This is a genomic window from Butyricimonas sp. DFI.6.44 (assembly GCF_022132345.1).
GTDB classification, from domain to species: Bacteria; Bacteroidota; Bacteroidia; order Bacteroidales; family Marinifilaceae; genus Butyricimonas; species Butyricimonas muris.
The window spans coordinates 1-25,482 of record NZ_JAKNJD010000001.1; the positions used below are offsets into that span (position 1 = coordinate 1).

At 45.7% G+C, this 25,482-nt stretch carries 21 protein-coding genes and 1 riboswitch; of the genes, 7 read left to right on the forward strand and 14 right to left on the reverse strand.

Translation table 11 applies throughout. The annotated features are described in order from the left end of the window. Positions 1-58: 58 nt before the first annotated feature. From L0M98_RS00005 to bcp, 3 genes are all read right to left on the reverse strand, one after another. Positions 59-2,134, reverse strand: a complete 2,076-nt coding sequence (locus L0M98_RS00005) for a S9 family peptidase (protein ID WP_227214545.1) — start codon at positions 2,132-2,134, stop codon at positions 59-61. Between the two features lie 174 nt (positions 2,135-2,308). Further along, a complete protein-coding gene (gene recA / locus L0M98_RS00010) occupies positions 2,309-3,331 on the reverse strand; it encodes a recombinase RecA (RefSeq protein ID WP_099292175.1) in 1,023 nt (340 codons plus the stop codon). An 88-nt stretch (positions 3,332-3,419) separates the two neighbouring features. Then, positions 3,420-3,890 carry a thioredoxin-dependent thiol peroxidase gene (gene bcp / locus L0M98_RS00015; protein WP_099292176.1) on the reverse strand — a complete coding sequence of 157 codons (471 nt, stop codon included), beginning with the start codon at positions 3,888-3,890 and terminating at the stop codon, positions 3,420-3,422. 109 nt (positions 3,891-3,999) lie between these two features. Here bcp and L0M98_RS00020 point away from each other — a divergent pair, with 109 nt between their 5' ends. Then, the gene (locus tag L0M98_RS00020; RefSeq protein WP_186975195.1) at positions 4,000-4,308 is read left to right on the forward strand and encodes a DUF4491 family protein; all 309 of its coding nucleotides are present in this window, start codon (positions 4,000-4,002) and stop codon (positions 4,306-4,308) included. A 62-nt stretch (positions 4,309-4,370) separates the two neighbouring features. Beyond that, positions 4,371-4,793: a PaaI family thioesterase gene (locus tag L0M98_RS00025; RefSeq protein ID WP_099292178.1), complete on the forward strand. Its 423-nt coding sequence runs from the start codon at positions 4,371-4,373 to the stop codon at positions 4,791-4,793. 146 nt (positions 4,794-4,939) lie between these two features. On the opposite strand, the gene L0M98_RS00030 is transcribed toward L0M98_RS00025, so the two are convergent. The 4 genes from L0M98_RS00030 to L0M98_RS00045 form a co-directional block, all read right to left on the reverse strand. Further along, a complete protein-coding gene (locus tag L0M98_RS00030; RefSeq protein WP_227214546.1) occupies positions 4,940-5,836 on the reverse strand; it encodes an Rpn family recombination-promoting nuclease/putative transposase in 897 nt (298 codons plus the stop codon). Between the two features lie 723 nt (positions 5,837-6,559). Then, complete coding sequence (uvrB, locus tag L0M98_RS00035; protein ID WP_227214547.1) at positions 6,560-8,566, reverse strand: excinuclease ABC subunit UvrB; 2,007 nt, start codon at positions 8,564-8,566, stop codon at positions 6,560-6,562. Positions 8,567-8,658: 92 nt separating this feature from the next. Beyond that, positions 8,659-9,036, reverse strand: a complete 378-nt coding sequence (locus L0M98_RS00040; RefSeq protein WP_227214548.1) for a thioesterase family protein — start codon at positions 9,034-9,036, stop codon at positions 8,659-8,661. Positions 9,037-9,174: 138 nt separating this feature from the next. Further along, positions 9,175-10,062: a helix-turn-helix domain-containing protein gene (locus tag L0M98_RS00045; protein ID WP_227214549.1), complete on the reverse strand. Its 888-nt coding sequence runs from the start codon at positions 10,060-10,062 to the stop codon at positions 9,175-9,177. A gap of 172 nt (positions 10,063-10,234) precedes the next feature. Between L0M98_RS00045 and L0M98_RS00050 the strand changes: the two genes are divergently transcribed. From L0M98_RS00050 to L0M98_RS00065, 4 genes are read left to right on the forward strand one after another with little or no spacing between them, the layout of a single operon-like run. After that, entirely contained in the window at positions 10,235-10,456 is a 222-nt protein-coding gene (locus tag L0M98_RS00050; protein ID WP_227214550.1) for a hypothetical protein, read from the forward strand. A 21-nt stretch (positions 10,457-10,477) separates the two neighbouring features. Then, positions 10,478-11,590: an aldo/keto reductase gene (locus tag L0M98_RS00055; protein WP_227214551.1), complete on the forward strand. Its 1,113-nt coding sequence runs from the start codon at positions 10,478-10,480 to the stop codon at positions 11,588-11,590. 12 nt (positions 11,591-11,602) lie between these two features. Next, positions 11,603-12,595: a cyclophilin-like fold protein gene (locus L0M98_RS00060; RefSeq protein WP_227214552.1), complete on the forward strand. Its 993-nt coding sequence runs from the start codon at positions 11,603-11,605 to the stop codon at positions 12,593-12,595. Between the two features lie 27 nt (positions 12,596-12,622). Then, on the forward strand, positions 12,623-13,618 hold the full coding sequence (locus L0M98_RS00065; RefSeq protein ID WP_227214553.1) for a flavin reductase: 996 nt from the start codon (positions 12,623-12,625) through the stop codon (positions 13,616-13,618). A gap of 32 nt (positions 13,619-13,650) precedes the next feature. Here the strand turns inward: L0M98_RS00065 and L0M98_RS00070 are convergent, their stop codons facing one another. The 7 genes from L0M98_RS00070 to L0M98_RS00100 all read right to left on the reverse strand — a co-directional run bounded on the left by L0M98_RS00070 (position 13,651) and on the right by L0M98_RS00100 (position 23,018). Then, a complete protein-coding gene (locus L0M98_RS00070; RefSeq protein WP_227214554.1) occupies positions 13,651-14,400 on the reverse strand; it encodes a sulfite exporter TauE/SafE family protein in 750 nt (249 codons plus the stop codon). A gap of 37 nt (positions 14,401-14,437) precedes the next feature. Continuing rightward, positions 14,438-15,724 carry a Na+/H+ antiporter NhaC family protein gene (locus L0M98_RS00075; RefSeq protein WP_227214555.1) on the reverse strand — a complete coding sequence of 429 codons (1,287 nt, stop codon included), beginning with the start codon at positions 15,722-15,724 and terminating at the stop codon, positions 14,438-14,440. A 13-nt stretch (positions 15,725-15,737) separates the two neighbouring features. Beyond that, a complete protein-coding gene (gene metF, locus L0M98_RS00080; RefSeq protein ID WP_227214556.1) occupies positions 15,738-16,691 on the reverse strand; it encodes a methylenetetrahydrofolate reductase [NAD(P)H] in 954 nt (317 codons plus the stop codon). 92 nt (positions 16,692-16,783) lie between these two features. Then, complete coding sequence (gene metH, locus L0M98_RS00085; RefSeq protein WP_227214557.1) at positions 16,784-20,308, reverse strand: methionine synthase; 3,525 nt, start codon at positions 20,306-20,308, stop codon at positions 16,784-16,786. A 12-nt stretch (positions 20,309-20,320) separates the two neighbouring features. Then, positions 20,321-21,070: a UPF0280 family protein gene (locus L0M98_RS00090; protein WP_099292185.1), complete on the reverse strand. Its 750-nt coding sequence runs from the start codon at positions 21,068-21,070 to the stop codon at positions 20,321-20,323. 117 nt (positions 21,071-21,187) lie between these two features. Further along, positions 21,188-21,607 (reverse strand): NIL domain-containing protein, encoded by a 420-nt coding sequence (locus L0M98_RS00095; RefSeq protein ID WP_099292186.1) that lies wholly within the window; start codon positions 21,605-21,607, stop codon positions 21,188-21,190. A gap of 268 nt (positions 21,608-21,875) precedes the next feature. Further along, positions 21,876-23,018: a homocysteine biosynthesis protein gene (locus L0M98_RS00100; RefSeq protein WP_099294503.1), complete on the reverse strand. Its 1,143-nt coding sequence runs from the start codon at positions 23,016-23,018 to the stop codon at positions 21,876-21,878. A gap of 305 nt (positions 23,019-23,323) precedes the next feature. Further along, positions 23,324-23,428: riboswitch (SAM riboswitch) on the reverse strand. Positions 23,429-24,037: 609 nt separating this feature from the next. On the opposite strand from L0M98_RS00100, the gene L0M98_RS00105 reads away from it, so the two are divergent. Then, positions 24,038-25,477, forward strand: coding sequence for a murein transglycosylase domain-containing protein (locus tag L0M98_RS00105; RefSeq protein ID WP_186975202.1), 1,440 nt, complete (start codon positions 24,038-24,040; stop codon positions 25,475-25,477). The last annotated feature ends 5 nt before the right edge of the window (positions 25,478-25,482 follow it).

Below are 25,482 nucleotides of genomic sequence, written 5' to 3' on the forward strand. Positions count from 1 at the left end.
GCCTTATTTTTACAAAAAAAAAGAACTGTCTAAAACTTGTTAGACAGTCCCTTTTATATTATTTCAACCATTTGTCCAACCAAGCGGCGAAAGTTCGTTGCCATAAAATACCGTTCTGGCATCCGAGTACCCAGTGACATTCCTCCGGGAAATATAAATATTGTGCCGGAATGCCACGCATACGTGCGGCATTGAAAGCTCCCATACCTTGCGATGCGTCGATGCGGAAGTCTTTTTGACCGTGGATCACCAGAATCGGGGTGTCCCATTCTCCGACAAATTTGTGCGGGGAATTTTCGAAAGTACGTTGAGCCACCTTGTTTTTCTTGTCCCAAGGCGCACCGCCCATGTCCCATTGTGCGAACCACATCTCTTCGGTGTTGAAATATTGCATTTCCATGTTGAAGATACCGCAATGGGCGATAAACGCTTTGAAACGTTTGTCGTGATGTCCGGCAAGGTAGAACACGGAGTACCCTCCATAAGAGGCTCCCACGCATCCCAAACGATTCTCGTCAATATAAGGTTCTTTCTTCATCTCGTCGATGGCAGAAAGGTAATCCTTGATGTTTTGTCCGGAATAGTCCCCGCTGATCTGTTCGTTCCATTCCTGACCGAATCCCGGTAAACCGCGGCGGTTAGGAGCAACGATGATATAGCCGTTGGCTGCCATCATCTGGAAGTTCCAGCGAAAACTCCAGAACTGGCTGACGGTACTTTGCGGTCCGCCCTCGCAATAAAGGATTGCCGGGTATTTCTTGTTCGGGTCGAAATGGGGAGGATAGATAATCCATGTCAACATCTCTTTGTTGTCGGTAGTTTTTATCCAACGGGATTCCACCTTACCCATGGTCAGTTGATCCAGTATCTTTTTGTTCACGAACGAGAGTTCCGTGTCCATTCCGGTTTTCGGGTCTACTTTGTAGATTTCTGCCGGCTTGCTCATGGATACTTTAGTAGCGATCAGGTAATCGTTTACTGGGATAACGGAAGTATAGTTGTGTATGCCCTCGGTTAATTTGGTGATAACCCCGTCGTTCAACGTCAACTTGTAAATCTCGTCGGTGGCGTGGTGATCGGAAATAAAATAGAGCGTGTTATTGTCAGCCCAAGTAAGACCACCCACGTTTTGGTCGAAGTCTTTCGTGTACTCCTTTTTCTCGCCTGTTTTCAGATTCATCACGAAAAGGCGGATTTTATCAGCCTCGTATCCATCACGTTCCATACTTTCCCATGCCATGAATTCCCCGTTGGGAGAGAGCACTTGGTTTTGGTCGTACCCCATCATACCTTTCGTGAGATTCTCGGTTTTCCCGGATTTCACGTTATAAAGGTATAAGTCCGTGTTTGTAGAGAAAGCGTAATCGATACCCTCTTTTTTGCGTGCCATGTAGACAACGCCTTGACCGTCTTTTGTCCATGTCAGTTGCTCGGTGCCACCCCAAGGACGAACGGGAGATTCCCATTTCTCGCCTTCCATGATGTCTTTACCGGAGGTAATCATTTGTCCCGCGATATAGTCGGCGACAAACGGGTGGGTATACGCTTCCACCCAATCATTCCAGTGACGGTAGAACTGGTCGTTGATCAAGCGGGCATTCGCTTTCGGGAGGTCCGGGTGCAAGTCGTGTACATCTTTTTCCAGTTTCACATCTTTCAAGAAAAGAAGTTTGGATTTGTCCGGGGAGAAAATATATCCCCCGATACCACCTTCCACGTTGGTCAATTGTTTGAGATTACTGCCGTCCGGGTTCATTTCCCATAATTGGACGGAACCCGATTTGCTGCACATGAAGGCAATTTTACCGTCGGGAGTCCATGTTGTCCCGAATTCCTTGTAATCCGTGTCGGTTAATTGTTTGGATGTTCCGTCAGCAAGATTCATCAGGTAGACATCACTGTACGAGCGGTCTTCTTCTTTGTTGAAGTAAGTCACCTCGTACACGAGTGATTTCTGGTCGGGGGATACACTTATTCCGCCGAGTCTGCCAAATGACCATAACACTTCGGGAGTCATCACGTCGGATGCTAATTTCATATCCGGTGTTTTATAACTTGTTTTTACTGCCTCTTTCTGGCTATCGCACGACACAACAGATAGCAGGATAAGTGCAGAGAATAAACGATTTTTCATTGTATATTTCAGCTGTTTTATAGGGTTTGTAAAGTTTATAAGGTTTATAAAGTTCTTAAAGTGACGGGTGTCCTTCGGACAGTATTTAACGGTAGCTTTAGCTACCGTGGAAAAGCATCCTGTGGGGAAAAACAATTACTTTATAAACTTTATGAACCTTATGAACTTTATAACTTATTTCGTTGCCGGTTGCACACCACTCTTTATTGCTTCCACGATCTTTTGCGTGAGTTCTTCTGCCAATTCCGGGTTGTCCATGACAAGTTGTTTCACGGTTTCCCGTCCTTGTCCCAGTTTGCTTTCCCCGTAAGAGAACCAACTTCCGCTTTTTTTGATCACGTTGTATTCAACACCCATGTCAACGATTTCACCGGAACGGGAGATACCTTCCCCGTACATGATATCGAATTCCGCTTTTTTGAATGGAGGAGCTACCTTGTTTTTCACTACTTTCACGCGGGTGTGGTTACCGTAAATTTCCTCCCCGTCCTTGATCTGACCGATACGGCGGATATCCAGACGCACGGAAGCGTAGAATTTCAGTGCGTTACCACCGGTTGTCGTTTCGGGATTACCGAACATAACACCGATTTTATCACGTAATTGGTTGATAAAGATACAACAAGTATTTGTTTTGCTAATTGTTCCCGTTAATTTACGTAGGGCTTGGGACATCAGACGGGCTTGTAATCCCATCACGCTGTCACCCATCTCTCCCTCGATTTCAGCTTTCGGGGTAAGGGCGGCAACAGAGTCAATCACGATGATATCGATAGCAGCCGAACGAATCAATTGTTCCGCTATTTCAAGGGCTTGTTCCCCGTTGTCGGGTTGTGAAATAAATAAATTATCCACGTCAACGCCCAGTTTCTCCGCGTATACCCGGTCGAAAGCGTGCTCTGCGTCGATAATAGCGGCGATACCACCCATTTTCTGTGCTTCAGCGATAGCGTGAATAGCGAGTGTTGTTTTACCTGAAGATTCGGGGCCATAGATTTCTACGACGCGTCCCTTGGGATAACCGCCTACGCCCAGAGCTCTGTCCAGTCCGATAGAACCCGAGGGGATAGCCATAACATCTTCTACGACATTATCCCCAAGTTTCATGACGCTTCCCTTCCCGAAATTCTTCTCGATCTTGTCGAGCGTGAGTTGAAGTGCTTTTAACTTGTCTTGGTTGGTTTCTGCATTTGCCATACTTGATTTATTTATGATTTTAGATTTATGATTTTTGTTCACCTTCGGCGAGTTACAAGTTGTTGTTCTCGCATTTCATTTTCAATTTTCAATTCTCAATTTTCAATTGCTCTTGGATTTGCTTCGCGTGCTCCTTCGTGTTCACTTTCGTGATGATTTTTTGAATAATACCGTTTCCGTCAATGATAAACGTGGTGCGTAATACGCCCATGTAAGTTCTGCCGTACATTTTCTTTTCTGCCCATACGCCGTAAGCTTCCAGTATCTTTTTGTCCGTGTCGGCGATAAGGTTGAACGACAAGTTGTATTTCGCTATAAATTTCTGATGAGAACTTGCCGAATCGGGGCTAACTCCTACAACCTCAAAGCCATTATTCGTGAGGGAGGAATACCCGTCGTTCAAGCTGCAAGCCTCTGCCGTGCATCCTGAAGTGTTATCTTTCGGGTAGAAATAAAGTATTAATTTTTTCCCCTTGAAATCATCCAAGGTAATTTTTTTGCCGTCTTGATTTATGCCCTCGAAATAAGGGGCTTTTTCTCCTTCTTTCAGTGTTATCATAGTTGCTTAGTTTTTTCTCGTACTTCCATACAAAAGTAGGAATATTTTGGAGAAATAAGGTAGTGTTTTGGGAATATTTGTACATTTGCGGGAGTCTAAAAAAACATTTATGGAATTCATTGAATCATATAACTTGACTGGATTAATTATCGGGATTTGTACCTTCCTGATTATCGGGTTATTTCATCCCGTGGTAGTAAAAGCGGAGTATTACTGGGGTACAAAATGTTGGTGGATATTCCTTGTATTGGGAATCGCCGGAACGCTTGCTGCCCTGTGGGTTACCAACGTGTTGTGGTCATCTTTGCTGGGTGTATTTGCCTTCTCGTCTTTCTGGACGATTAAGGAAGTTTTCGAGCAGGAAGAAAGGGTAAAGAAAGGATGGTTTCCTGCGAATCCCAATAAAAAGAGAAATTAATTTACGATTAAAAGCCTTGAGCTGTGAGTGGAAATCTAAAATCATAAATCTAAAATCAATACATGTTAGAGCTTATAGAACAGATGAACCGGGAACGCCGGGGGACATTGATGGAAAGTTTGGGAATTGAGTTTATCGGGGTGGGAGAGAATTGGTTGGAAGCAAAGATGCCGATTGATGAACGCACGATGCGTCCGGGACAATTGTTGCACGGTGGAGCGATTATGGCATTGGTGGAAACCGTGGGAAGTGGATTAACCTATATCGGGGAAAATCTGGAAGAAAATCACGTGTTCGGAATCGAGATTAATGGCAATCATATCCGTAAAGCCCAAGGGAGTTATGTTATCGGGCGGGCTGAATTTATCCATAAGGGACAACGAACCCACGTGGTTGCCGTGAACGTGACGGATGAATTCGGGAACTTGGCTTCCGTGTGCCGTATCACGAACGTGGTATTGCCGAAGTCGTCAGATCACAAATAAAAAGTTATAATTTTTGCCGAAAAAACAAAAAATCGGAAGCTTGCCGGATGATGAGGAAAAAAATTGACATGGCACGAAAACCAAAAGAGTTTCATTGTTTGGGCTCTTCTGGTTTTCATGTTTACAAAATACCCTATTTATGTAGTTTAAAGTTTCTCTACTTCTAAAATCGATAGCCCTGTACTTTGAGCGATTATTTCAATATTCAAACCTGCTTTTTTCAAGTTTGATGCTATTTCCTTAGCTTTTTGTAACTCACCTTCCGCACGTCCTTCCATACGTCCTTCCGCGCGTCCTTCCGCGCGTCCTTCCGCACGTTCGGTAAAAATATTATCCCGCAAAATAACCACATTATCCAAATGCCGATAATATGCGTCTAACTCTTCTTTAGTCATTCTATCAAGCTTCAGACGTTCACGAACTTCGTTCAAACCGGGTGCTGTAGCAGATTCCGGAATGTTACCCGTGTTCAAATAATAAATCCATTCTTCCAACGGACTTTTCGCTATTTGATTGAAATCATTCACTCTCAAGATGTAATACTCGGGGTAAAGTTGGCTAACTGTATCCACCTTGAATGTTTGTCGCTGAAAAGGTGTTAATTCAAGCACTTCACCGGTGTGAATACCGTGAAATTCCGTTTTACCATGATAAACGATATCTTTCCCGTGTCCCAGGGAGAAATAGACTATATTCACGCTATACACTTTGCGTACCTTGTCATATCCCTCTCCCCGGTTGATATATTCGGTAACTAACTTTGACGTCCCGAACAACATACGTTGGAAGTAAGCGTATTCATTATTATTTTGTACCTCTATCAAGATAAGTTGGCCTTTGGAATCTTCAGCCAACATATCCACCCGATTATATTTATCATATTCGTCTTCCTGATTACTCTCGCTCTCCAATAATTTCTGGATAGTAATACGCTCACCCAACAACACGGTCAACAATCCTTCCAACACGGCAAAATTAGCTTTATTACGCAGCAAGCGCTTCATGGCCCAATCAAAACGGATATATCGGTTTCCTGTTTCCATATGCATTCTTTATTAGTTCTACCAACAAATATAAGTATAATTACTTTACAAACAAAAAATCACGCTTGTGCGGGGATTCTATCAATTTGTATACACTTTATTTAGAAAATATCGGATAGACAAGATTACCATGTGAAAAAATCGATTCTATAATTTCGATGAAGAGAGCAAGAATTTGAACGAGGTGTGTTCTCGTGGTATATTATAGGTAAACCTAGGCAAGTTGGTAACATAACAGCTATATACCAAGCTGTTTGCAGGGTGTTGGTTGGGTGATACTTCTATCATACTTCTATCATACCCCCATGAAACACCTATTAGGATAAAAAAATGTCGTGGCATAATTGTTTTTTGGTATAAGATTGTGTATATAAAACACCACGGAAATAGATTTGAATATTCCGATAAAGATAGTTCTTCTATAGTTATCAGATATTTAATGGTTGGTTTATTCCGATTTTTATAGAGGATAGTTTATATTATTTTTTAGATATAGAAAAGACCAAGTTGAAAAGTTTATGTGCTGTCAGAAAAGTTATGCTCTCTTCTTGCTTTTATTTTATAAAATTATCTTGGAAAGATAACCTTTTGAGTAAAAGTATTTAAGCGAGATTTGTCGTCAGATTCAGTTACCGAGAATTCCTCGGTAACTGAATTTTCGTCCAGTTCGTTTTCTTTGAATATATTCTTAAGATGCAGCGATATGTTGTCCGTTGAACAATCTTAAAGTTCCAGCCGTTTTATTGTTTCTTCGAGTTTGAACATTTCGTCACGCAGGCGGGCGGCTTCGAGGAAGTCCATTTCTTTGGCGGCTTTTTGCATGGCGGCTTTTGTTTTTTGCAACATCTTTTCCAGTTCGGGTTTGCTCATGTAAGCGGTAACCGGATCGGCGGCCATGTTGATATGCTCTTCTTCCACGTAAGCACGGGAAGTTTCTTTTAGCACGGATTCGGTTGTTTTGTGAATTTGGGTGGGGATGATGCCGTGTTCACGGTTGTATTCCATTTGTTTTTCCCGACGATAATTGGTTTCGTCTATGGTTGCCTGCATGGAACGGGTAATCGTGTCGGCGTACATGATGACTTTTCCGTTCAAGTTACGGGCTGCACGTCCGGAGGTTTGTATGAGTGAGCGCGTGGAGCGTAGGAATCCTTCTTTGTCGGCGTCGAGAATGGCGACAAGAGAAACTTCCGGCATATCCAATCCTTCACGGAGCAGGTTTACCCCGACAATGACATCAATAATTCCCTTGCGCAGGTTCTCGATGATTTGCACTCGTTCCAGCGTGTCCACGTCGGAGTGGATGTACTGGCATTTGATGCGAATACGGTCTAAATATTTACTCAGTTCCTCTGCCATGCGTTTGGTCAACGTGGTAACGAGAACTCTCTCTTTTATTTCTATTCGTTGCTGTATTTCGTTGACAAGATGATCTATCTGGTTTTTGCTGGGTACGACTTCGATTTCCGGATCGAGGATACTCGTGGGACGGATAATTTGTTCGACCACGACGCCTTCACATTTCTCGAGTTCGTAATCGGCAGGGGTAGCGCTGACGTATATCGTTTGTCCCGTGTTTGCCTCGAATTCCTCGAAAGTAAGCGGACGGTTGTCAAAAGCGGCGGGAAGCCGGAAGCCGTATTCCACGAGCGATTGTTTGCGGGAGCGGTCGCCCCCGTACATGGCTCTCACCTGTGGTAGCGTCACGTGCGATTCATCGACAACCAACAGGAAATCTTGCGGGAAGTAATCCAGTAAGCAGAATGGACGTACACCTGCGGCACGACCGTCCAGATAACGGGAATAGTTTTCGATTCCGGAACAGTATCCCAGTTCCCGAATCATTTCCAGATCGTAATTTACCCGTTCTTCCAGACGTTTGGCCTCCATGTGTTTCCCGACAGAATTAAGAAAATCGACTTGTATAGTGAGGTCGTGTCCTATGTCGTGGATGGCTTTTGCCAGCGTGGCTTTGTCCGTGACGAATAAGTTTGCCGGGTAGATGTTCAATGTTTCCATTTCATCCATGGTCTTTCCGGTCTGTGGGCTAAAAGAAGTGATCCGGTCGATTTCATCATCCCAGAATTCTATCCGGTAAGCCATGCCCTCGAAAGTTTCGATGGAGGGGAATATATCCACGGTTTCACCTTTTGCCCGGAAACTTCCCCGTTTGAACTCGAGTTCGTTGTTCACGTAAAGGGCGTCTACCAGACGTCGTAATAGTTGATTGCGGGCGATTTTCAGTCCCCGGCGCAGGAAGATGATATTTGCCCCGAAAGCTGTCGGGTCTGCCATACCGTACAGGCAGGAAACAGATGAAACTACGACCACATCCCGTCGTCCGGAGAGGAGGGAAGCGGTTGCCCGTAGGCGTAGTTTATCGATCTCGTCGTTAATAGCGAGGTCTTTTTCTATATAAGTGTTTGTCGTCGGAAGATAAGCTTCCGGCTGATAATAATCGTAATAGGAAACAAAATATTCGACCGCATTTTCCGGAAAGAACGCTTTGAACTCCGAGTACAACTGCGCGGCTAATGTTTTGTTATGACTTAAAATAAGGGTAGGGCGTTGTACCTTTTCAATGACGTTCGCGATCGTGAATGTTTTCCCCGAACCCGTGACCCCCAGCAACACTTGTCCCGGGGTACCTTCTTCAAGTCCCTGTGTCAGTTGTTTTATTGCTTCCGGTTGGTCGCCGGTGGGTTGAAATTCTGAGGTAAGCTTAAACATGTACTGATTTTAGATTTTAGATTTTAAATTTTAAATTTTAAATTGCAAGATGAGTATATTCAATCTAAAATTTAAAATCATTCAATTTACAATTAAGAAAGTTTGCTCATAAATTTCTCCGGGTTGATGATGAAACGGTCGTGGACGGCTGTTCCGATAGGGGCGGTTTCGTCCCACGCTTCGATTTCAAAGCGAATACGGCGACCGTCGACTTCGGTAATGGTGGCTTTGCAGCCTACTTTTTTGCCCACGGCGGTAGCTTTCACGTGTTTGGTGTTGATTTCAATACCCACGGTATCGCTGTCAGTGTCGAGCATTCCTTCGAGGCATTTAATTGCCGTGTTTTCCATCAATCCGACCATTGCCGGGGTTGCAAATACTTCCAATTTCCCCGAACCGTAAACAGCCGCGGTATCTTTATGCTGCACTGTTATTTCCTGCGTGAATGAGTGTCCTATTTTTATTTCCATGGTGATGTAAAATTTGATTTACAAAGTTATCAAAATATATCGTATGCGATGCTTTTTTGTCGCCTACTTATTTCAATAATTTCCTATTCCCGTCATTTTCCAGTATTTGTATTTGCTGAAAGGTTACTACCGGGGACACTAATTTCGGAGGTTTTTGCAATAATCTTTAGGTTTTTGCCCGGTTTGTTTTTTAAACATTCGACTAAGGTGTTGAGGATATTCAAAACCAAGTTTATAAGCGACTTGTGCGATAGTGGCACCTGTTGAAAATTCGTTTTTGGCTTGTTGCACGATGTACTGTCGTATATAATTGCTTGCCGTGTCGCCTGTTGTTTTGCGGATTAAATCGCCAAAATAGTTTGCGGACATGCATAGTTTGTCGGCGCAGTATTGCACGGTTGGCAGTCCAAGTGATAATTGCAGTTCCTGTTCGTAATACGCGGAAAGCAATGTATTGAAATTCATGAGTATATCGGAGTTGTCCAACTTTCTGGTAATGAATTGCCTATTGTAAAAGCGCAAGCAGAAATTCAGCATTAATTCGATATATCCTACAATAATTTTATCTTGGATTTCATCATGCTGTTTTTGAAGTTCATCTCTGATTTGCCTCATTAACGCAACGAGTGTATCATGCTCTTCATTGGTCATGTGCAAAGCCTCATTCACGCGGTAGTCGAAAAACGAATATTTTTTAATCGTTTTCTCCAAATGTGTACCATGTAACAAGTCGGGATGAAAAAGCAAAGCCCAGCCTGTCAGATTTACCCATTCGCCGTTATCTTCTTTTCCGCCTATCTGACCGGGGGCAACGCAAATGACCGTTCCTTTCTTGTAATCATATTTGCCACATCCGTATGCCAAATTTATCTCCGCTTCATCATGAAAAAAAATGCCATAGACACTATAATTGTTCAAGCTATGGCGAATGGGTGACACTTCTGAATAGTCGATGACACTGACTAACGGATGGCGATCCGTGTGACCGATGTAACGGCTGTAATCGTCCACGTTTTTTATTTTCATAATCTTAACCATAGTATCATAGGAGATTGGTGTTTATATACAAAAGTAAATGATTTCAATCAAATGACCGAATATTGATATATTAAAATCAGTAAAAATGGTAAGAACTTCCCACTTATCGTTACGCCCGCTTTTGCAAGATCCGATAACTTTGCGTTATAAAAAAACGAAAATGATGAATAAACGAATTGATATTCCCGCTGAATTGTATGAAAGTGAAGTCGTATGCTTCCTTGCCAATCGTTATCATACCACTCCGAAGAAAGTCGTGCAATGCTTTCTTGTACAGGACGGTCTTGTTACAGAAATAGATGAAGATTTCGCCACTTTTCATTTGGAAGATAACGAATTGGAAATATTACGGGGATTGACTCGCGGAAATCTTTTATTGTAGTTTGAACTAAATTTACAAGTTATGGATAGAAGAGGTTTTTTGAAAATGTCATCAATGGCAGCATTATTAACTGCCGGAGAGTGGACAGGATTATCGAATGTTTTTGCACAATCCTCGTCGCGATCGAGGAACAATGGTAATCTATCGGACGGTATGGAGCTTAGAACTCTCGGGGGGCTGGAGGTATCGGCTCTCGGGCTCGGTTGTTTACCGATGGTTGGCTATTACGGCGGCAAGTATGATAAGCAGGAAATGATTGCCTTGATTCGTCGGGCATACGACAAGGGCGTAACTTTTTTCGATACGGCGGAGGTGTATGGCCCGTATACCAGTGAGGAATGGGTAGGTGAAGCTCTCGCTCCATTTCGGGATAAAGTGAAAATCGGTACGAAGTTCGGTTTCGGGGTAGAGGAGAAGCAACCGACAGCGCTAAACAGCCGTCCCGAGCATATCCGTCGTGCGGTGGAGGGTTCCTTGAAACGCCTGCGTACCGACCATATCGATTTGTTGTATCAACACCGTGTCGACCCGAGAGTGCCGATGGAAGAGGTCGCCGGTACGGTAAAAGATTTAATACGGGAGGGAAAGGTTATACATTGGGGCTTGTCGGAAGCGAGTGCGCGTTCTATTCGCCGTGCTCATGCCGTGTGTCCCGTGTCTGCCGTACAGAGCGAGTATGCCATTTGGTGGCGTGAACCGGAAACAAAAATATTCCCGACACTCGAGGAACTTGGTATAGGTTTCGTTCCCTACTGTCCGTTAGGGCGTGCATTTTTTACGGGTGTGATTGATGAAAACAGTCGATTCAAGCAAGGCGACCGACGATGGAATTTGCCACAGTTCACACCTGAAGCATTGAAACACAATATGCCGCTTGTTGCGCTCGTGCGCGAGTGGGCGGAACGGAAAGGGTTGACACCTGCCCAGTTTGCCCTCGTGTGGATGCTTTCGCGCAAACAGTGGATCGCGCCGATTCCCGGTACCACCAATCCCGACCATTTGGACGACCTCCTCGGCGCGGGAACGATTCGCCTGTCGGCTTGGGAAATGGAAGAGTTCGACAAGGAATACGCGAAAATCGACTTGATGGGACATCGTGCCGACCCTTTCACTGAAAGTCAAATCGACAAATAAAAATATATTGGTATGAAAAAATTATTATTGATTCCGTTTTTACTGTTTGCCCTCTTTACATTGGCGGCTTGCGGAGGTGGCGATGATTACAGCAATGACACCGATACACTTACCCCCGCGGGTAATGGTCGCTATCTTGTACTTTACGCGTCACGCACGAGCAACACTGAACGAGTGGCGCAACTGATTCAAACTACGCTCGATTGCGACATCTTGGAAATCGAGCCGGAAACACCTTATGATATTGACTATAACACCATGTTGGAACGCTCGCGGGAGGAATTGACGGCAATCAGTCAAGGCAATTATCCACCTGTCAAGACATCAGTCGAAAGTTTCGATGACTACGATATTGTATTTGTCGGTTATCCAATCTGGTACGGTAGTATGGCGACGCCGATGCAGACATTCCTGCATGAACATGCCTCGAGGCTTGCCGGAAAGCGGATTGCGTTGTTTGCCACTAGTGGAAGCAGTGGAATTTCCGCGTCGGTCAGCGAAACCCGCAAGCTATGCCCCGGTGTGACGATAATTGAACAAACATTGTTATTAACTTCTTCGACTCTTTCGCGAATGACATCCCGTGTTCCGGTATGGCTTAAAGGAATCGGGGCAAATCGGGAAGAACCGGAAATATCGGAGGAGATGTCCATGAAAGTGAGCATTACGTTTGGTGAACGCACGATTACCGCCACGATGGAGAATAATGCCGCGGGCAGGGATTTCCTTTCCCGTTTACCGTTGGAAATTACGTTGAACGATTACAACAATATGACCGAGAAAATCTTTTATCCCGCTCCGGCTCTGACAACCGAAGGCGTGACACGCGGTTGTACTCCTACGCCCGGCGACATTACAATTTACGCGCCGTGGGGCAATGTGGCTATTTTTTGTAAGAACTGGTCGTACAGTGATGACCTGATTAAGATAGGGCGTATAGATGGAAATGGTATCGAGGCTCTAAATGTGGGCGGTGATATACGAGTGAAAATAGAAAGACAATAATAGTGAACAACGAAAATTTCAAAGAATATGATAAAAACGACATTAAGTGTATTTTTCCTGTTTGTGCTTTTATCGTGCAGTACATCAGAGAAAGAAAATATGATTCAATCTAATATAATGGAAATGGAAAAGAAAAATATCGGAAGCCTGCTGGCTCTCTACCCGAAACCGATGACGGTTGTGGGTGCGAATGTTGAAGGTAAGGTAAACTGGCTCGTGGTAGGTCACACGGGTATTATCGGGCACGACCGTATACTTGTTAGCATGAGTAAAAGTCATTATACCAATCAAGGGATACGGAAGTCCAAGAAACTTTCCGTCAATCTCGTGAGCCGTGAGATGTTGCCGAAAGCCGACTACGTGGGCAGTATAAGCGGAGCATCGGTTGACAAATCAAATGTATTTGACTATCACGTGGGGGAAAATAACACGCCCGTGATTGACGCCTCGCCGCTGACGATGGAATGTAATGTGGTGGACATTTACGAAACGGACGGTTTCGACAATTTCATATGTTCCGTGGTCAATACTTACGCTGCTCCCGAAGTGCTTGACGATAAAGGTCGCCCCGACTATACCCGTTTGAAACCCGTACTGTTCGAGTACCCCACTTACTCTTATATCGCCACGGGAGAAGTCATCGGCAAGTGTCTGAAACTCGACGAAGAGCCGGTCATGTGCGCTAAGGAGCCGATGTGCTCCGACGGTATCGTGCGTCTGTCGAAAATAGAGGTCTATTCGCGATACCTTGACGAATACCTGAAATACGCTGCCGAAGTCGGCGAAATCTCCTTGCGTACCGAACCGGGCGTACTGACGATGTATGCCGTGCAGGAAAAGGAAAATCCTTGCAGCATAACGATTCTCGAAACCTATGCGAGTAAAGAGGCTTACGAAAAGCATATTGCGTCAGTGCATTTTCAAAAATACAAGCAGGGAACATTACACATGGTCAAATCGTTGGTATTGTCAGACCAAACACCACTTAATCCGGCGAACAGAATCAATAACTTCATTCAATGAAGCAAAGGTCATATTGAAAGTTGCCTTGATGTTTAGCTAAAGTACAGACGGATAGCCACGACTACCAGTATCACGAGCAGGAAATAGCGAATGTATTTCGCTCCCCATTTCACGCTGAAGCGTACGCCGAGCCATGCGCCGAGCATATTGCCGCAGGCGAGGATAAGACCTACTTTGAAGTTGACCAGATCGTTGTATATGAAGATTGCTAGAGCGATAATCGTGTAAAAGAGAACGATAAACAGTTTTATGGCATTAGCTTTCAACAGGTCGTAACCGCACCCCAGCACCAGTCCGGCAAGTAGAAAGAAACCGATACCGATTTGGATGAAGCCGCCGTAAATACCGATAAAAAAGAAGATCAGGTTTCGCAGCCACGGTTGTTTCATTTTTGCTTTATCCGCATTGGCTTTTACCCAAGCGTCGGGATTGAGAAGCAGCATGAAGAACATGATAATCAACAGTCCGGCAATGACTTTTTTGAAGACGTCCTCGTTAATATCTACCGCTATCAAAGCCCCCACGATACTTCCGAGGGCAACGGGGAGCAGAAGTTTGTAATCGGTTTTGAAATCAAGTATTTTCTTTTGTTTGAAACTTCCGACGGAAACCACGTTTTGTAACAGAATGGCAATCCGGTTTGTTGCGTTGGCTACATTTGCCGGAAGACCGATAAAGATCAGGAAGGGCACCACCAACATGGAACCACCTCCGCCCACTGTATTGATAAACCCGGCTGCCATGCCGAGCAATATGGTGATGAGTGCTTCTGCTATTGTCATGGTGCGAAATTACATACTAATTTTAGATTTACAATTGTTAGGAGTATTTTCTCGGGTACCGGAAAAATATGGCTAAAAGGGCGGCTATTCCCATGAGGTACGGGTAATAAAGATATTGCATGATAGCGAGTGGGGTAACAGCTGCTAATCCGGCAGCCATGAGTAGTTGTGCCCCGTAGGGAATGATTCCCTGTACAAAACAGGAGAACGTGTCCAATAAACTGGCCGATTTTCGGGGATCTACGCCAAAACGGGCAGCAATATCCTTGGCAATGGGACCTGCCATGATAAGCGCTATCGTGTTGTTTGCCGTGCAGAGGTTAGCGAAGCTCACGAGCGCGGCAATACTCAATTCTGCTCCTTTTTTCGAGTTCACGCGGGTGGTCAGTTTCTGTATGATGTAGGCGATTCCCCCGTTATAGCGGATCATTTCCAGCATCCCCCCGGCAAGCAGCGTGATGATGATGAGTTCACCCATGCCGGATATCCCTGTTCCCATGGCCGCGATCCAATCCCAGAATCGGATACTTCCGGCAAGGATGCCGACTATGCCCGAGCATAAAATGCCAAGTAACAATACCAACATGACGTTCATTCCGGATAAAGCGGTCGCGAGAACCAGAATGTAGGGGATTATTTTCAACCATTCGATTTCATGGATCACGGGATGCGTGGTTATTTCCGTTCCTTGAAACAGGTAGACAAGAGTGACGAGTGCGGCTACGGGAATGACGATCAGACTGTTTACCTTGAATTTGTCTTTCATGTTGCATCCTTGTGTGCGGGTTGCCACGATGGTCGTGTCAGAGATAAAAGAAAGGTTATCCCCGAACATGGCGCCGCCAACCACGATTGCCACCATGTAGGGCAATGCTATGTCTGTTTGCGCGGCAATACCCGCGGCGACGGGAGTGAGGGCGACAATCGTGCCGACAGAGGTTCCCATCGATAGCGAGATAAAGCAGGCTGCAATGAACATTCCCGCGAGCAGCAAGTTATCCGGGAGAACGGCTAAAGCAAGATTTACCGTGGCATCGACGGCTCCAACCGCTTTGGCGGTCTGGGCGAAAGCTCCGGCAAGAATGAAAATCAACACCATAAGCATGATGTTGCTGTTTGCCGCTCCTCTACAAAATAAATCTACTCGTTTGTGTAACTTGCCTCCCGAAGATATTGCCACGGCAACCACGGATGACGCGAGAAACGCTACCGTGATGGGCATCTTGTAGAAGTCTCCGATGATAATTGAAGCTACCAAGTAGATTAGTAGAAAGACAATCAGTGGTATCAGTGCGAAAAAGCGTGGTTTCGGTTCTTGGTTCATCTTTTTGATTTTTTCAAAATACTTGTTTCACTATCTCTTGTATGTTTTCCGATTTTCCCATGGTATAATAGTGGACAGCGGGAACGCCATGCGCAATTAGATCTTTGCTTTGTGCCGCACACCACTCGATACCGACTTGGTTGATTTCCTTGTTGTTTTTACAGGAGCGGATTTCTTTCACCAACTCTTGGGGAATATCAATGCTGAATGTACGGGGCAGCATCTCCAAATGTTTGAGCGTGGAGATCGGTTTTAATCCCGGAACAATCGGAACCGTGATTCCTTGCGCCCGGCATTTTTCCACGAACCGGAAGAATTTAGAGTTGTCGAAAAACATTTGAGTCACGATATAATTTGCCCCGGCATCTACTTTTCGTTTCAGGTTTTCGATATCACAGGCTTGGTTCGGCGCCTCGTAATGTTTTTCCGAGTAACCAGCCACGCCGATACAGAAATTCGTGGGAACGGAGTCCGTCAAAGTATCATCAAGATATTGCCCGTGATTCATGCGGTATATCTGTTCGACTAACTCGCAACTGTATTTGTGTCCGTCTTCTTCGGGTGAGAAAAAACGCTGGCCCGGTATGGGATCTCCCCGGAGAGCCATTATGTTCTCGATGTCGAGAAAGTTCAGATCAATCAATTCGTTTTCGATTTTGTGGCGGGTAGCCCCACCGCACACGATATGCGGAACCATATCCACGTTGTATCTTCTCATGATGGCGGCTGCCAGAGCTACCGTACCCGGACGCTTCGTGACGGTAACTTTTTTAATTATTCCGTCTGGTAATTCCCTGTATTCCAATTCATCCCGGTGGAACGTGATATTGATAAACGGGGGAGCGAGAGCGATAAGCGGCTCAATTGCCTCGTATATCTTGTTAATATCTCCCCCTTTCAGCGGTGGCACCAGCTCGAAAGAGAATACCGCTTTATCTGATTTGTTTAAGATGTCAATAACCTTCATGATTTTAGATTTTAAATTTTAGATTTTAGATTACCTGCGCTTGAACCAACGCTTCAACTACCCCCTCTTTAGCTTTTATCTTATTTCAGCGTTTACACGCTGAAATATTTTGCTTCCGGGTGTGAGATCAGCATTCCGCAGAGGCTGGTTGAGGGATAGATTGAATATCCTTCTGTCAGTTGTACCCCGATTTGGGCGGGTGCATCCAATGCTTCGAAAGCGATCTTTTTTAACGCGTGATCCGGGCAGGAGGGGTAACCGAAAGCGGGACGGATGACATGCGTACCCTCGTTTATCTGCTCCTGCATCCATTCCGCGCAGGCTTCCGTCAGTCGGGCGCACAGGCTTTCCCGTAGAAGGTGCTCGAAATCACGACAGTCGTTACACTTGTGCTTGTCGGATACTTTCAGGCAGAACAAACCGACACTTCCCGTCCCTTTCTCTTTGGGGATCACGAAGTCTGCCAAAGAGATACATTCTTGCAGGTCTGCCTGTTGCCGGGGCATCGGGAAGCGGAATTTGCCGTCCAGCACGATTTCGTCGTTTTCCGAACAGGCATCGAAAAAGCGCACGATGATGGAAGCGTCAAATTCGTTGCCGGCAATGACTTTCCCCAACATATCCAGTGCTGCCTGATAAGTGCGGTCAGCCTCGTCATTCGTGTAAACGATCTCCGGGTATTTTCCTTTGAATCCCCAGAAATGGAAGAACGGGGTCCAGTCAATTCTTTCCACGAGGTCTTCGATATTAAGGTGTTTTACCAGTAAATTGTGTTCCCCGAATGTTGTCGGTTGAACGTTATCCCAATTAAAGCGTGGCGCTCTTCGGCGGGCTTCTTCAAGCGATATGTGTTTTTGTTGACGGTGGTAATAATGCGTCCGGATTTCTTCCTGCTCCCGTTTGAGTTCACGGGTATAATTTTCCCGGTCGTTCAGCAAACGTTTTATGATTCCCACGGTACGTGAAGCATCCCCCCCGGGTACAACACAATGATCATATTTGGGTGCCAGTTTCACAGCCGTGTGCACGGATGAGGTGGTTGCACCTCCCACGATTAGCGGTACTTGCAGTTGTTCTTTCTGTAACAGTTCGCATAGATTTTCCATTTCACCCAGCGAGGGAGTGATCAATCCGCTAACCCCGACAATATCCGCCTCGTGTTCTTTAATAGCCTCGATAATCCTTTGGTTGTCTACCATGACACCAAGGTCGATCACTTCCAGATTATTACACGTTAATACAATGTTTACAATGTTTTTGCCGATGTCATGCACGTCGCCTTTTACCGTGGCAAGAATTACTCTGGGCAATCGTTTCACGTTTTGTGCCGCCGCGTTATGGCGTTCTATTTCGGGTTGCAGGATATTCACCGCTTCTTTCATCACTTTTGCCGATTTCACCACTTGCGGGAGGAACATTTTGCCGTCCCCGAAAAATTCGCCTACGCGCTCCATGCCTTTCATGAGCGGTCCTTCGATAATTTCTACCGGATTGGAATACCGGGCGAGGGCCTCTTCTATGTCCGCGGGAAGATAGTCCGTGATGCCTTTCACGAGTGCGTGTCCCAAGCGCTCTTCCAGCGGGCGGGTGCGCCATTCCTCGTTTTGTACGTTTTTGTTTTCGCCCTTTACTTCTTTATATTTCTCGGCTAGGGCGATTAATGTTTCCGTGGCCTCTGGAGTGCGGTTTAAGACAACATCTTCCACTGCTTTCAGAAGTTCCGGGTTGATTTCGTCATACACTTGCAACATGGCGGGATTGACGATAGCCATATCCAGTCCCGCCCGTATCGCGTGGTACAGGAAAACGGAATGCATGGCTTCCCGCACGGTATTGTTACCGCGGAACGAGAAAGAGAGGTTGGATACTCCGCCCGATGTGCGGCAGCCTTTCAGGTTCTGTTTTATCCAGCGCACGGCTTCGATGAAGTCCACTGCATAATTGTTATGTTCGTCGATACCCGTGCCGATAGCGAGGATATTCACGTCAAAGACAATATTTTCGGGGGTAAATCCGGCGCGGGTAGTCAGTAATCGGTAAGCGCGTTGGCAGATGTCTATTTTCCGTTGGAAAGTGGTTGCTTGTCCTTCCTCGTCAAAAGCCATAACCACGACTGCAGCCCCGAGGCGTTGTATCTCTTTCGCCTTGTGCAGAAATTCTTCTTCCCCTTCTTTCAAGCTGATGGAGTTCACGATACATTTCCCTTGCGAATTTTTCAATCCTGCAAGAATGGTTTCCCATTTCGACGAATCGATCATCAAGGGTGCCTTGGCTATATCCGGTTCGTTGCTGATTATACGAATGAAGCGTTCCATTTCCGCCGTGCCGTCCAGCATGGCATCGTCCATGTTGATGTCTATGATGGACGCTCCCGCCTCGATTTGTTTGCGGGCGATGATAGCGGCTTCCGTGTAATTCTTTTCCCGTATCAGACGGGCGAATTTGGCGGAACCTGCTACGTTGGTGCGTTCCCCGATATTGATAAAATTGCTTTGCTCTTTATCAACAATTACAGTTTCCAGTCCGCTCACTTTCAACCAGTGTTCCGAAACCGGGATTTCACGGGGAGGGATGTTTTTCAACACTTCGGCGATAGCCCGAATGTGTTCGGGTGTCGTTCCGCAACATCCGCCCGCGATGTTGATTAACCCTTCTTTTGCCATATTTTGCAGGCATTGTGCCGTGAATTCGGGAGATTCGTCGTATTCACCCATTTCGTTGGGAAGCCCGGCATTCGGGTAGATGCTGATCGCGCAAGGTATATGTGGCGCCAGTTCCCGGATGAATTGGTGTAATTCTTTTGCCCCGAACGAGCAGTTTAACCCGAAACTCACGATGGGGTAGTGGGACAAACTGGTGAACAGTGCATCCAGTGATTGCCCTGTCAGCGTACGACCGCTTTTGTCGTTGATCGTTGCCGAGAGCATCACGGGGAGTTGTGTCCCGCGTTCCTCCTGTACTTTGGCGATAGCATACAAGGCTGCCTTGGCATTCAGGCCGTCATAAATGGTTTCCACGAGCAAGAGATCTACGCCTCCCTCGATTAGTGCGGTAACTTGGGTCGTGTAAGCCGCGACTAATGTGTCGAAGTCCACGATACGGTAGGCGGGCTGTTCCGGATCGGGGGCAAGCGTGAGAGATTTGTCCGTGGGACCGATACTTCCTGCCACGAGTATTTCGCGTTCTCGGCAGGCGGTAGCCGCTTCTTTGGCGATTCGTGCCCCTTCCCGGTTTATTCGGGTAATCCATTCCGTGCACCCGTATTCGGCTTGGGATACGGCATTGGCGTTGAACGTGTTTGTTTCTATAATATCGGCACCCGCTTCAATATAACTTTGATGCACTCGGCGAATCACGTCGGGACGGGTGATATTCAACACGTCGTTGTTGCCTTTCAAAGGGATAGGGTGCCCCGCGAATTCTTCTCCCCGGAAATCGGCTTCTGTTAATCCGAATTTTTGTAAGGCTGTCCCCGTGGCTCCGTCGAGGATGAGGATGCGTTTGTTGTCGCCTGCGGCGAGTTGCAGGTTGCAGGTTGCATTTGCCTTTGGCAAGTTACAGGTTACAGGAACTCCCGTGTCGGTGTTGTTTGGTTGTATGTCTTTGTATGTTTTCATTTCTAAATTTCTTCATTTCCAAATCTTCAAATCAAATATCCCGTGAATACCGATTTTATCGTCTTTGATACAAATAGCTCCTAGGATTTCGTCTTTTTTTCCTATCTCTTCCATGCAGGGGGCAATGTCCTCCACGGTCTGTATCCGGTTGGCAAAGGCAGTGGCGTATGTATCGGCCAAAGCACAGTCTTTGCAGATAATCATTACCGCGTCCGCTTTCCCGAAACTGAGCGATGGACCTACGGTGCCCGATGAGGTGCATATTCCCAGCGGGGCATATCCGGCGTTGATCGTGAAACCGACTTTCTCGGACAGGGGAGATTGCCCGGCGAACACGGCGATATCCATGTCTGTCCGGATGTCGGCGTATATATCTCCGCCGTTTTCCACGATAATCTCTTGTACCCCGAACTTTTCTTTGACTTCTATGCCTATTTCGCGGGCGACAGCTCCGGCAACGGCACTCATGGGACCGATGCCCGAACGGACAGCCACTTCCGCCATCTCACGGAAGATAACCGGTGCTGTCGGTTGTGCCTCGTGTGGTACCAATGCTTTCAAGTAGTCCGGATCTTGGGCTATGTAAGCGTCCATTTTCTCCCGTAACGCCCGTACACGGGTTTCCGTGAAGACGGGAATCTCCGGGTGAAACGAGACTTTGTCAATCCCTATCCACAAATCGGTTTCCTTGAAAGCGACCGTGAAAGAATGCCAGCGCTCTTCCTGTAAATGTTCCCTGTATGTACGATCTTTGTATTCCATTTGAGTTCGTAAAGTTTATAAGGTTTGTAAAGTTTATAAAGTGTCCAGTGTTATTATTTTTGCTTTCATAAGGTCTGCTAACTTTATAAACCTTATGAACTTTATAAACTTTATAAACTAATTCAGCGAATCGCTGAATTCAATCTTGAAAAGTTTCAGCGGGCAGGCTTTCAGACATAGCTTGCAGGCGATACACTTTTCCGGGTTGAATTGCAGTTTCCAGTCCGGAGCCTCAATAGTCAAGGCGTGGGAGAAACAGGCGGATGCGCAGTTGCCGCAATTGATGCAACGGGTTTCGTCATACGAGATTTTGCTGGAAACGGGACTCACGGTGACTCCGTTGTCGTTCAGAAACGCGATAGCTTGTTCTATACGCAATTCGTCGGCATCCATTTCAATGAGTAAAGAGCCGGTTCTTCCGGGTTGTATTTCTCCTTTCAGTATATTTATTTTTATATCATAAATACGAATCAATTCGTATGTCAAAGGTCTGTCTGTTGCGTCGACCGGGAAGGTCAATATTACTTTTTTATTCATAACCGGAATAATTTTAGATTTTAAATTTTAGATTTTAGATTGAACTCCCTCCCTCCTTCGGGGTATTGAGCCTGGAAACCGGTCTCGAACTGGCTCTCGTTCGACAGACAACGAGCAAGCTCTCAGTCTGTTCTCTCTTACTCGCCAGTTTTCCTCTATAAACAGAGGGAGAGCTGAATTACTCACCGTCTTTGGCTAGTGTCACCAGCTCCTCCTCTGTTTATAGAGAGGTGGCTGCGAAGCAGACGGAGGAGTTCATTTTCAATTTTCAACTTTCAATTTTCAATTGTTTCAGTGCAGTTCCTGTCGGCATCGGTCGAACGGGTTCCGAGAGCAGGAAATCACCTTTTTGAATCCATGATTTCAGTATATCGGCGATTTGTCGGGCTTTTGCCAGACTGGCCACGGGGGTGGTTCTGATCTTGTGTCCGTTTACTTCTATTTCACCCGATTGGAGGGCGGCATAGTTTGTTTTTCCTAGAATCTTGTTTCCGTCCCCGTAATCCACGACGGTTGTTTCAATCTGTTCGTTACGAATGGATACCCTGCGCGCGAGGTCTTCATCCAGAATAGGGATGGGGATACCGATCCCGACAAACAGGCTTACCCCGTATTTCTCGTAGTACACGCCTCGCAGGAAGTCGGTACTCATGTTCTTCAAATCGCCGATTACCGCTATCGTGCGGGCGTTACTGGTCGGGATGCCGTATTCGTTGACTTCTTTGGTGGAGTGGAATTGTGTCCCGTTCCATGTGACGTACCCTTCCGTGCCGCAGAGGAAAATGCGGGTTCCCAATCCTATCGTGCGACATTCCGGATCATTCAACAGGGGAGAGAGTTCACCTGCCGTGCTGTACGAGGCGTTGCGCAATTTTGGAAGTAGGGTTCCCATGTAAGTGTATTTGATTTTGTCCGTGGAGTTTGTTGCCACGTTGTAGTTCTGGTACGCGTTTCTCGGGTTGTACAGGATTGCTTCGTTGATCGAGTCTTTCGTGATACGGGTTTTAATATGTTTGCAGGGATAGCAGTCTGTTCCTTTTCCCCAAGCCTCCAAGGCGATTTCTTTTCCTGCCACGAGATCTTCGATAACGTGCGCTCCCCCGTATGCCGGGTTCTCCGGGTTGCAGTCCGTGGCACCCACGTAGGTGTCCACGGCGGCGAGTCCGCCACTGACACGTATCCCATTCAATTCGATTTTTTCCATGCGAATCGGGGGATTGGCATGACCGAAATTCAAGAATGCGCCCGATGAACACATTGCCCCGAAAGTGGCGGTTGTTACCACATCTACTTTTTCGGCGATCTCTTTCGGCGAGAGTGTTTTTGCCAATTCGGAAACTTCTTCGGCGGTCAGAACCACTGCCGTTCCCTTTTTTATCTTGTCGTTTATTTCCGCGTATGTTTTTGCCATGATATTGTCCAATTTCTTGATAAATAAATGTTTGAATAATGATTTTTTCAAGATAATTGCCTTGCAACTATCTGATTATTAGATTGTAGATGTTGTTTGTGTCATAAAAGTCATGACACAACGATCAATCATAAATCTAAAATCAAAAAATCTAAAATGAATAAGTTCCGGGGTAAAAAAGATATTAGCGCATGCAGCGCATACACATGGACATGGCAATAGAGAGGATGAAAAGATTTCTACAATTGGCGGTGCAATAACTGCTGTTCTGGTTTGTTGTTTCTTTTTTCATTTTTCTTCAGCTTAAATTATAACTCCTGGTTCTCAGGTCAGGTTTTGGCACCTTGCAAATCTTTTGCAGGTTGTCGGAGCTTCAATGAGCCTGTTCTCTCGACTCCTCTTTATAATTCAAACAATCCTCGCAGATTGAATTGATCGGGACAAAGAAAAAAAGAATAAATGAAGAATGCAAATATTTTTCATCTTTTTTGCGATCGGGGATTCTAATTTACTGCTATAACTCTTCATTACACGTGAATAACCCCTGTTCAACCCTTGGTCTCTATCAAAAAGATTGCAATTTCATATCATTAACAGAGCATGAACGCTGGTTTACGTTCATGCTTCGAAGATGCTACGTTCATGCTTCGAACTTGGTAGCGGGAAACCATAGCCTAAGTATAGTCCGGGGGATGCCGGGTGTGAGTGAAGGGATGAAAATGCAGTGTTTCGTTTATCGCAATTTAACATTTTGCGAATTGCGAGAAATGAAACACAAACTGATATTATTACGATAAATGTGATAATTTTAAATATAAGATTTATAACGACAAATTTTCATGTATTTATATTTTGTGTTAATCAAAAATTAATTACTTTTGTGTATCAGTGAATAAAAATTTATTGATATTATTGTAAAATTAGAGAAGTGTCGCGTGTGAAAGGGAGAACAGGAGCGATTCGTGTGAGTTTTTGCGGATAGTTAATATGGATATTTACACTGTCAATGTGTTGCGAGTATGAAGAAATGTGTGTTTGTTTTTTTGATCATGATTTTAGTGGTTTATGGTTATGCACAGACGGTAACATCGACGAAGACGCTTACCGATTCGCTTCGTGTGCAGTTCGAGAAAGATGCCAAGCAAATCACGTCTGATTTTGAGGCGTATAGTAAACAGGCTCGTGAAGAGTACGCGAAATACGAGGCACAAGCAAAAGCGGATTATTTTCGTTATGTCCGTTCTATCAAAAAGGTATGGGGGGAAGATAGTGTTATTGACAACACCCGGACGGAATGGGTGGAATACAGTGATGATTATCATAGCCGTTCCATTGTCGATTTTGACAAAGGGGAGATTTTCGTGGAGATAGCGCTTGACGATATCGGCGTTACGGATTCTACCGAGATAAACGCACGTTTGGCGGAAGCCATAGAACGGATGTTGAACAGCAGGGGTTCAACCTGTCCTTACCAATCTTCTGTTGACGCATCGGAAGCCTTAACGCAAAAACCTATCCTTGACGGGCTTGTCGATTTCTCCAAGTATAAATTCGATACGTCGTCAGCCTCAACGGACAGGAAACCGACATCCGCCCGTCCTGTCCCCCCGGTGCCGACCGTGAAGGGGAAAAATCTGACGGTTGATCGGAAGCAGGATTCGCTGGCACGAACTGTCGACACGGGGAAAACGATGGCACAGCGTACTCTGGAGAAAGACGATAAAAGAAATGGTAATCCTCTCGCTAGTAAACAGGAAGAGGCTCGTGAGCGTGCCGAACAAAAAAAGCAGGAATGGTCGGGCAAAGGGGAAACGGCATCTATCGCGAAAGCTATCGCGGCGCAAAGTAAAAAAACGGTCAAGGTAACGGGAACGAACAAGGAAGCACGTCAAGTGGTGCAGGTGCAAATGAGCCTTGTTGCCGATAATCTCTCGAAAAACGCGGCTCTTTATAAAGACCTTGTAGCGGAATTTTCGCGCGTCTACCAGATTGAGGCGTCACTTATTTATGCCGTGATGGAGCAGGAATCCTGTTTCAATCCCGAGGCAACGAGTTGGGTTCCGGCTTACGGGTTGATGCAGCTTGTCCCGACGTCGGGAGGTTTTGACGCGTTTCGCTATGTGTACAAGCGCGAGTGGATTCCCACGCGGAGTTATCTTTTCAACCCGCGTAATAATATAGAATTGGGTACCGCCTATTTGCGTGTTTTGTCGAACCAGTTCGCGTCGGTTGCCAATTCCGATTGCCGCAAGTTGTGCGTGATTGCCGGGTATAATACCGGGGCGGGAAACGTGAGCAGGGCTTTCACGGGAGCAACGAACCTGAATAAAGCCATCCCGTTGATAAACGAATGCAATTATGAACAATTATACAGTCATCTCACGACTCGTCTGAGCACGAGTGAAGCCCGGAATTATGTTTCGGGGGTGACGAAACGACAGAAAAAGTATCTCAAATAAAAAAT

Bases quoted from the DNA above. Each gene is read 5' to 3' on its own strand.
- L0M98_RS00055 (WP_227214551.1), top strand. From the start codon at position 10,478: ATGGATAGAAGAGGTTTTTTGAAAATGTCATCAATGGCAGCATTATTA.
- L0M98_RS00060 (WP_227214552.1), top strand. From the start codon at position 11,603: ATGAAAAAATTATTATTGATTCCGTTTTTACTGTTTGCCCTCTTTACA.
- L0M98_RS00105 (WP_186975202.1), top strand. From the start codon at position 24,038: ATGAAGAAATGTGTGTTTGTTTTTTTGATCATGATTTTAGTGGTTTAT.
- L0M98_RS00005 (WP_227214545.1), bottom strand. From the start codon at position 2,134: ATGAAAAATCGTTTATTCTCTGCACTTATCCTGCTATCTGTTGTGTCG.
- L0M98_RS00090 (WP_099292185.1), bottom strand. From the start codon at position 21,070: ATGGAATACAAAGATCGTACATACAGGGAACATTTACAGGAAGAGCGC.
- L0M98_RS00075 (WP_227214555.1), bottom strand. From the start codon at position 15,724: ATGAACCAAGAACCGAAACCACGCTTTTTCGCACTGATACCACTGATT.
- metF (WP_227214556.1), bottom strand. From the start codon at position 16,691: ATGAAGGTTATTGACATCTTAAACAAATCAGATAAAGCGGTATTCTCT.
- L0M98_RS00020 (WP_186975195.1), top strand. From the start codon at position 4,000: ATGGAATTCATTGAATCATATAACTTGACTGGATTAATTATCGGGATT.
- L0M98_RS00045 (WP_227214549.1), bottom strand. From the start codon at position 10,062: ATGAAAATAAAAAACGTGGACGATTACAGCCGTTACATCGGTCACACG.
- L0M98_RS00065 (WP_227214553.1), top strand. From the start codon at position 12,623: ATGATAAAAACGACATTAAGTGTATTTTTCCTGTTTGTGCTTTTATCG.
- bcp (WP_099292176.1), bottom strand. From the start codon at position 3,890: ATGATAACACTGAAAGAAGGAGAAAAAGCCCCTTATTTCGAGGGCATA.
- L0M98_RS00100 (WP_099294503.1), bottom strand. From the start codon at position 23,018: ATGGCAAAAACATACGCGGAAATAAACGACAAGATAAAAAAGGGAACG.
- metH (WP_227214557.1), bottom strand. From the start codon at position 20,308: ATGAAAACATACAAAGACATACAACCAAACAACACCGACACGGGAGTT.
- L0M98_RS00025 (WP_099292178.1), top strand. From the start codon at position 4,371: ATGTTAGAGCTTATAGAACAGATGAACCGGGAACGCCGGGGGACATTG.
- L0M98_RS00030 (WP_227214546.1), bottom strand. From the start codon at position 5,836: ATGGAAACAGGAAACCGATATATCCGTTTTGATTGGGCCATGAAGCGC.
- L0M98_RS00095 (WP_099292186.1), bottom strand. From the start codon at position 21,607: ATGAATAAAAAAGTAATATTGACCTTCCCGGTCGACGCAACAGACAGA.
- L0M98_RS00070 (WP_227214554.1), bottom strand. From the start codon at position 14,400: ATGACAATAGCAGAAGCACTCATCACCATATTGCTCGGCATGGCAGCC.
- L0M98_RS00040 (WP_227214548.1), bottom strand. From the start codon at position 9,036: ATGGAAATAAAAATAGGACACTCATTCACGCAGGAAATAACAGTGCAG.
- uvrB (WP_227214547.1), bottom strand. From the start codon at position 8,566: ATGTTTAAGCTTACCTCAGAATTTCAACCCACCGGCGACCAACCGGAA.
- recA (WP_099292175.1), bottom strand. From the start codon at position 3,331: ATGGCAAATGCAGAAACCAACCAAGACAAGTTAAAAGCACTTCAACTC.
- L0M98_RS00050 (WP_227214550.1), top strand. From the start codon at position 10,235: ATGATGAATAAACGAATTGATATTCCCGCTGAATTGTATGAAAGTGAA.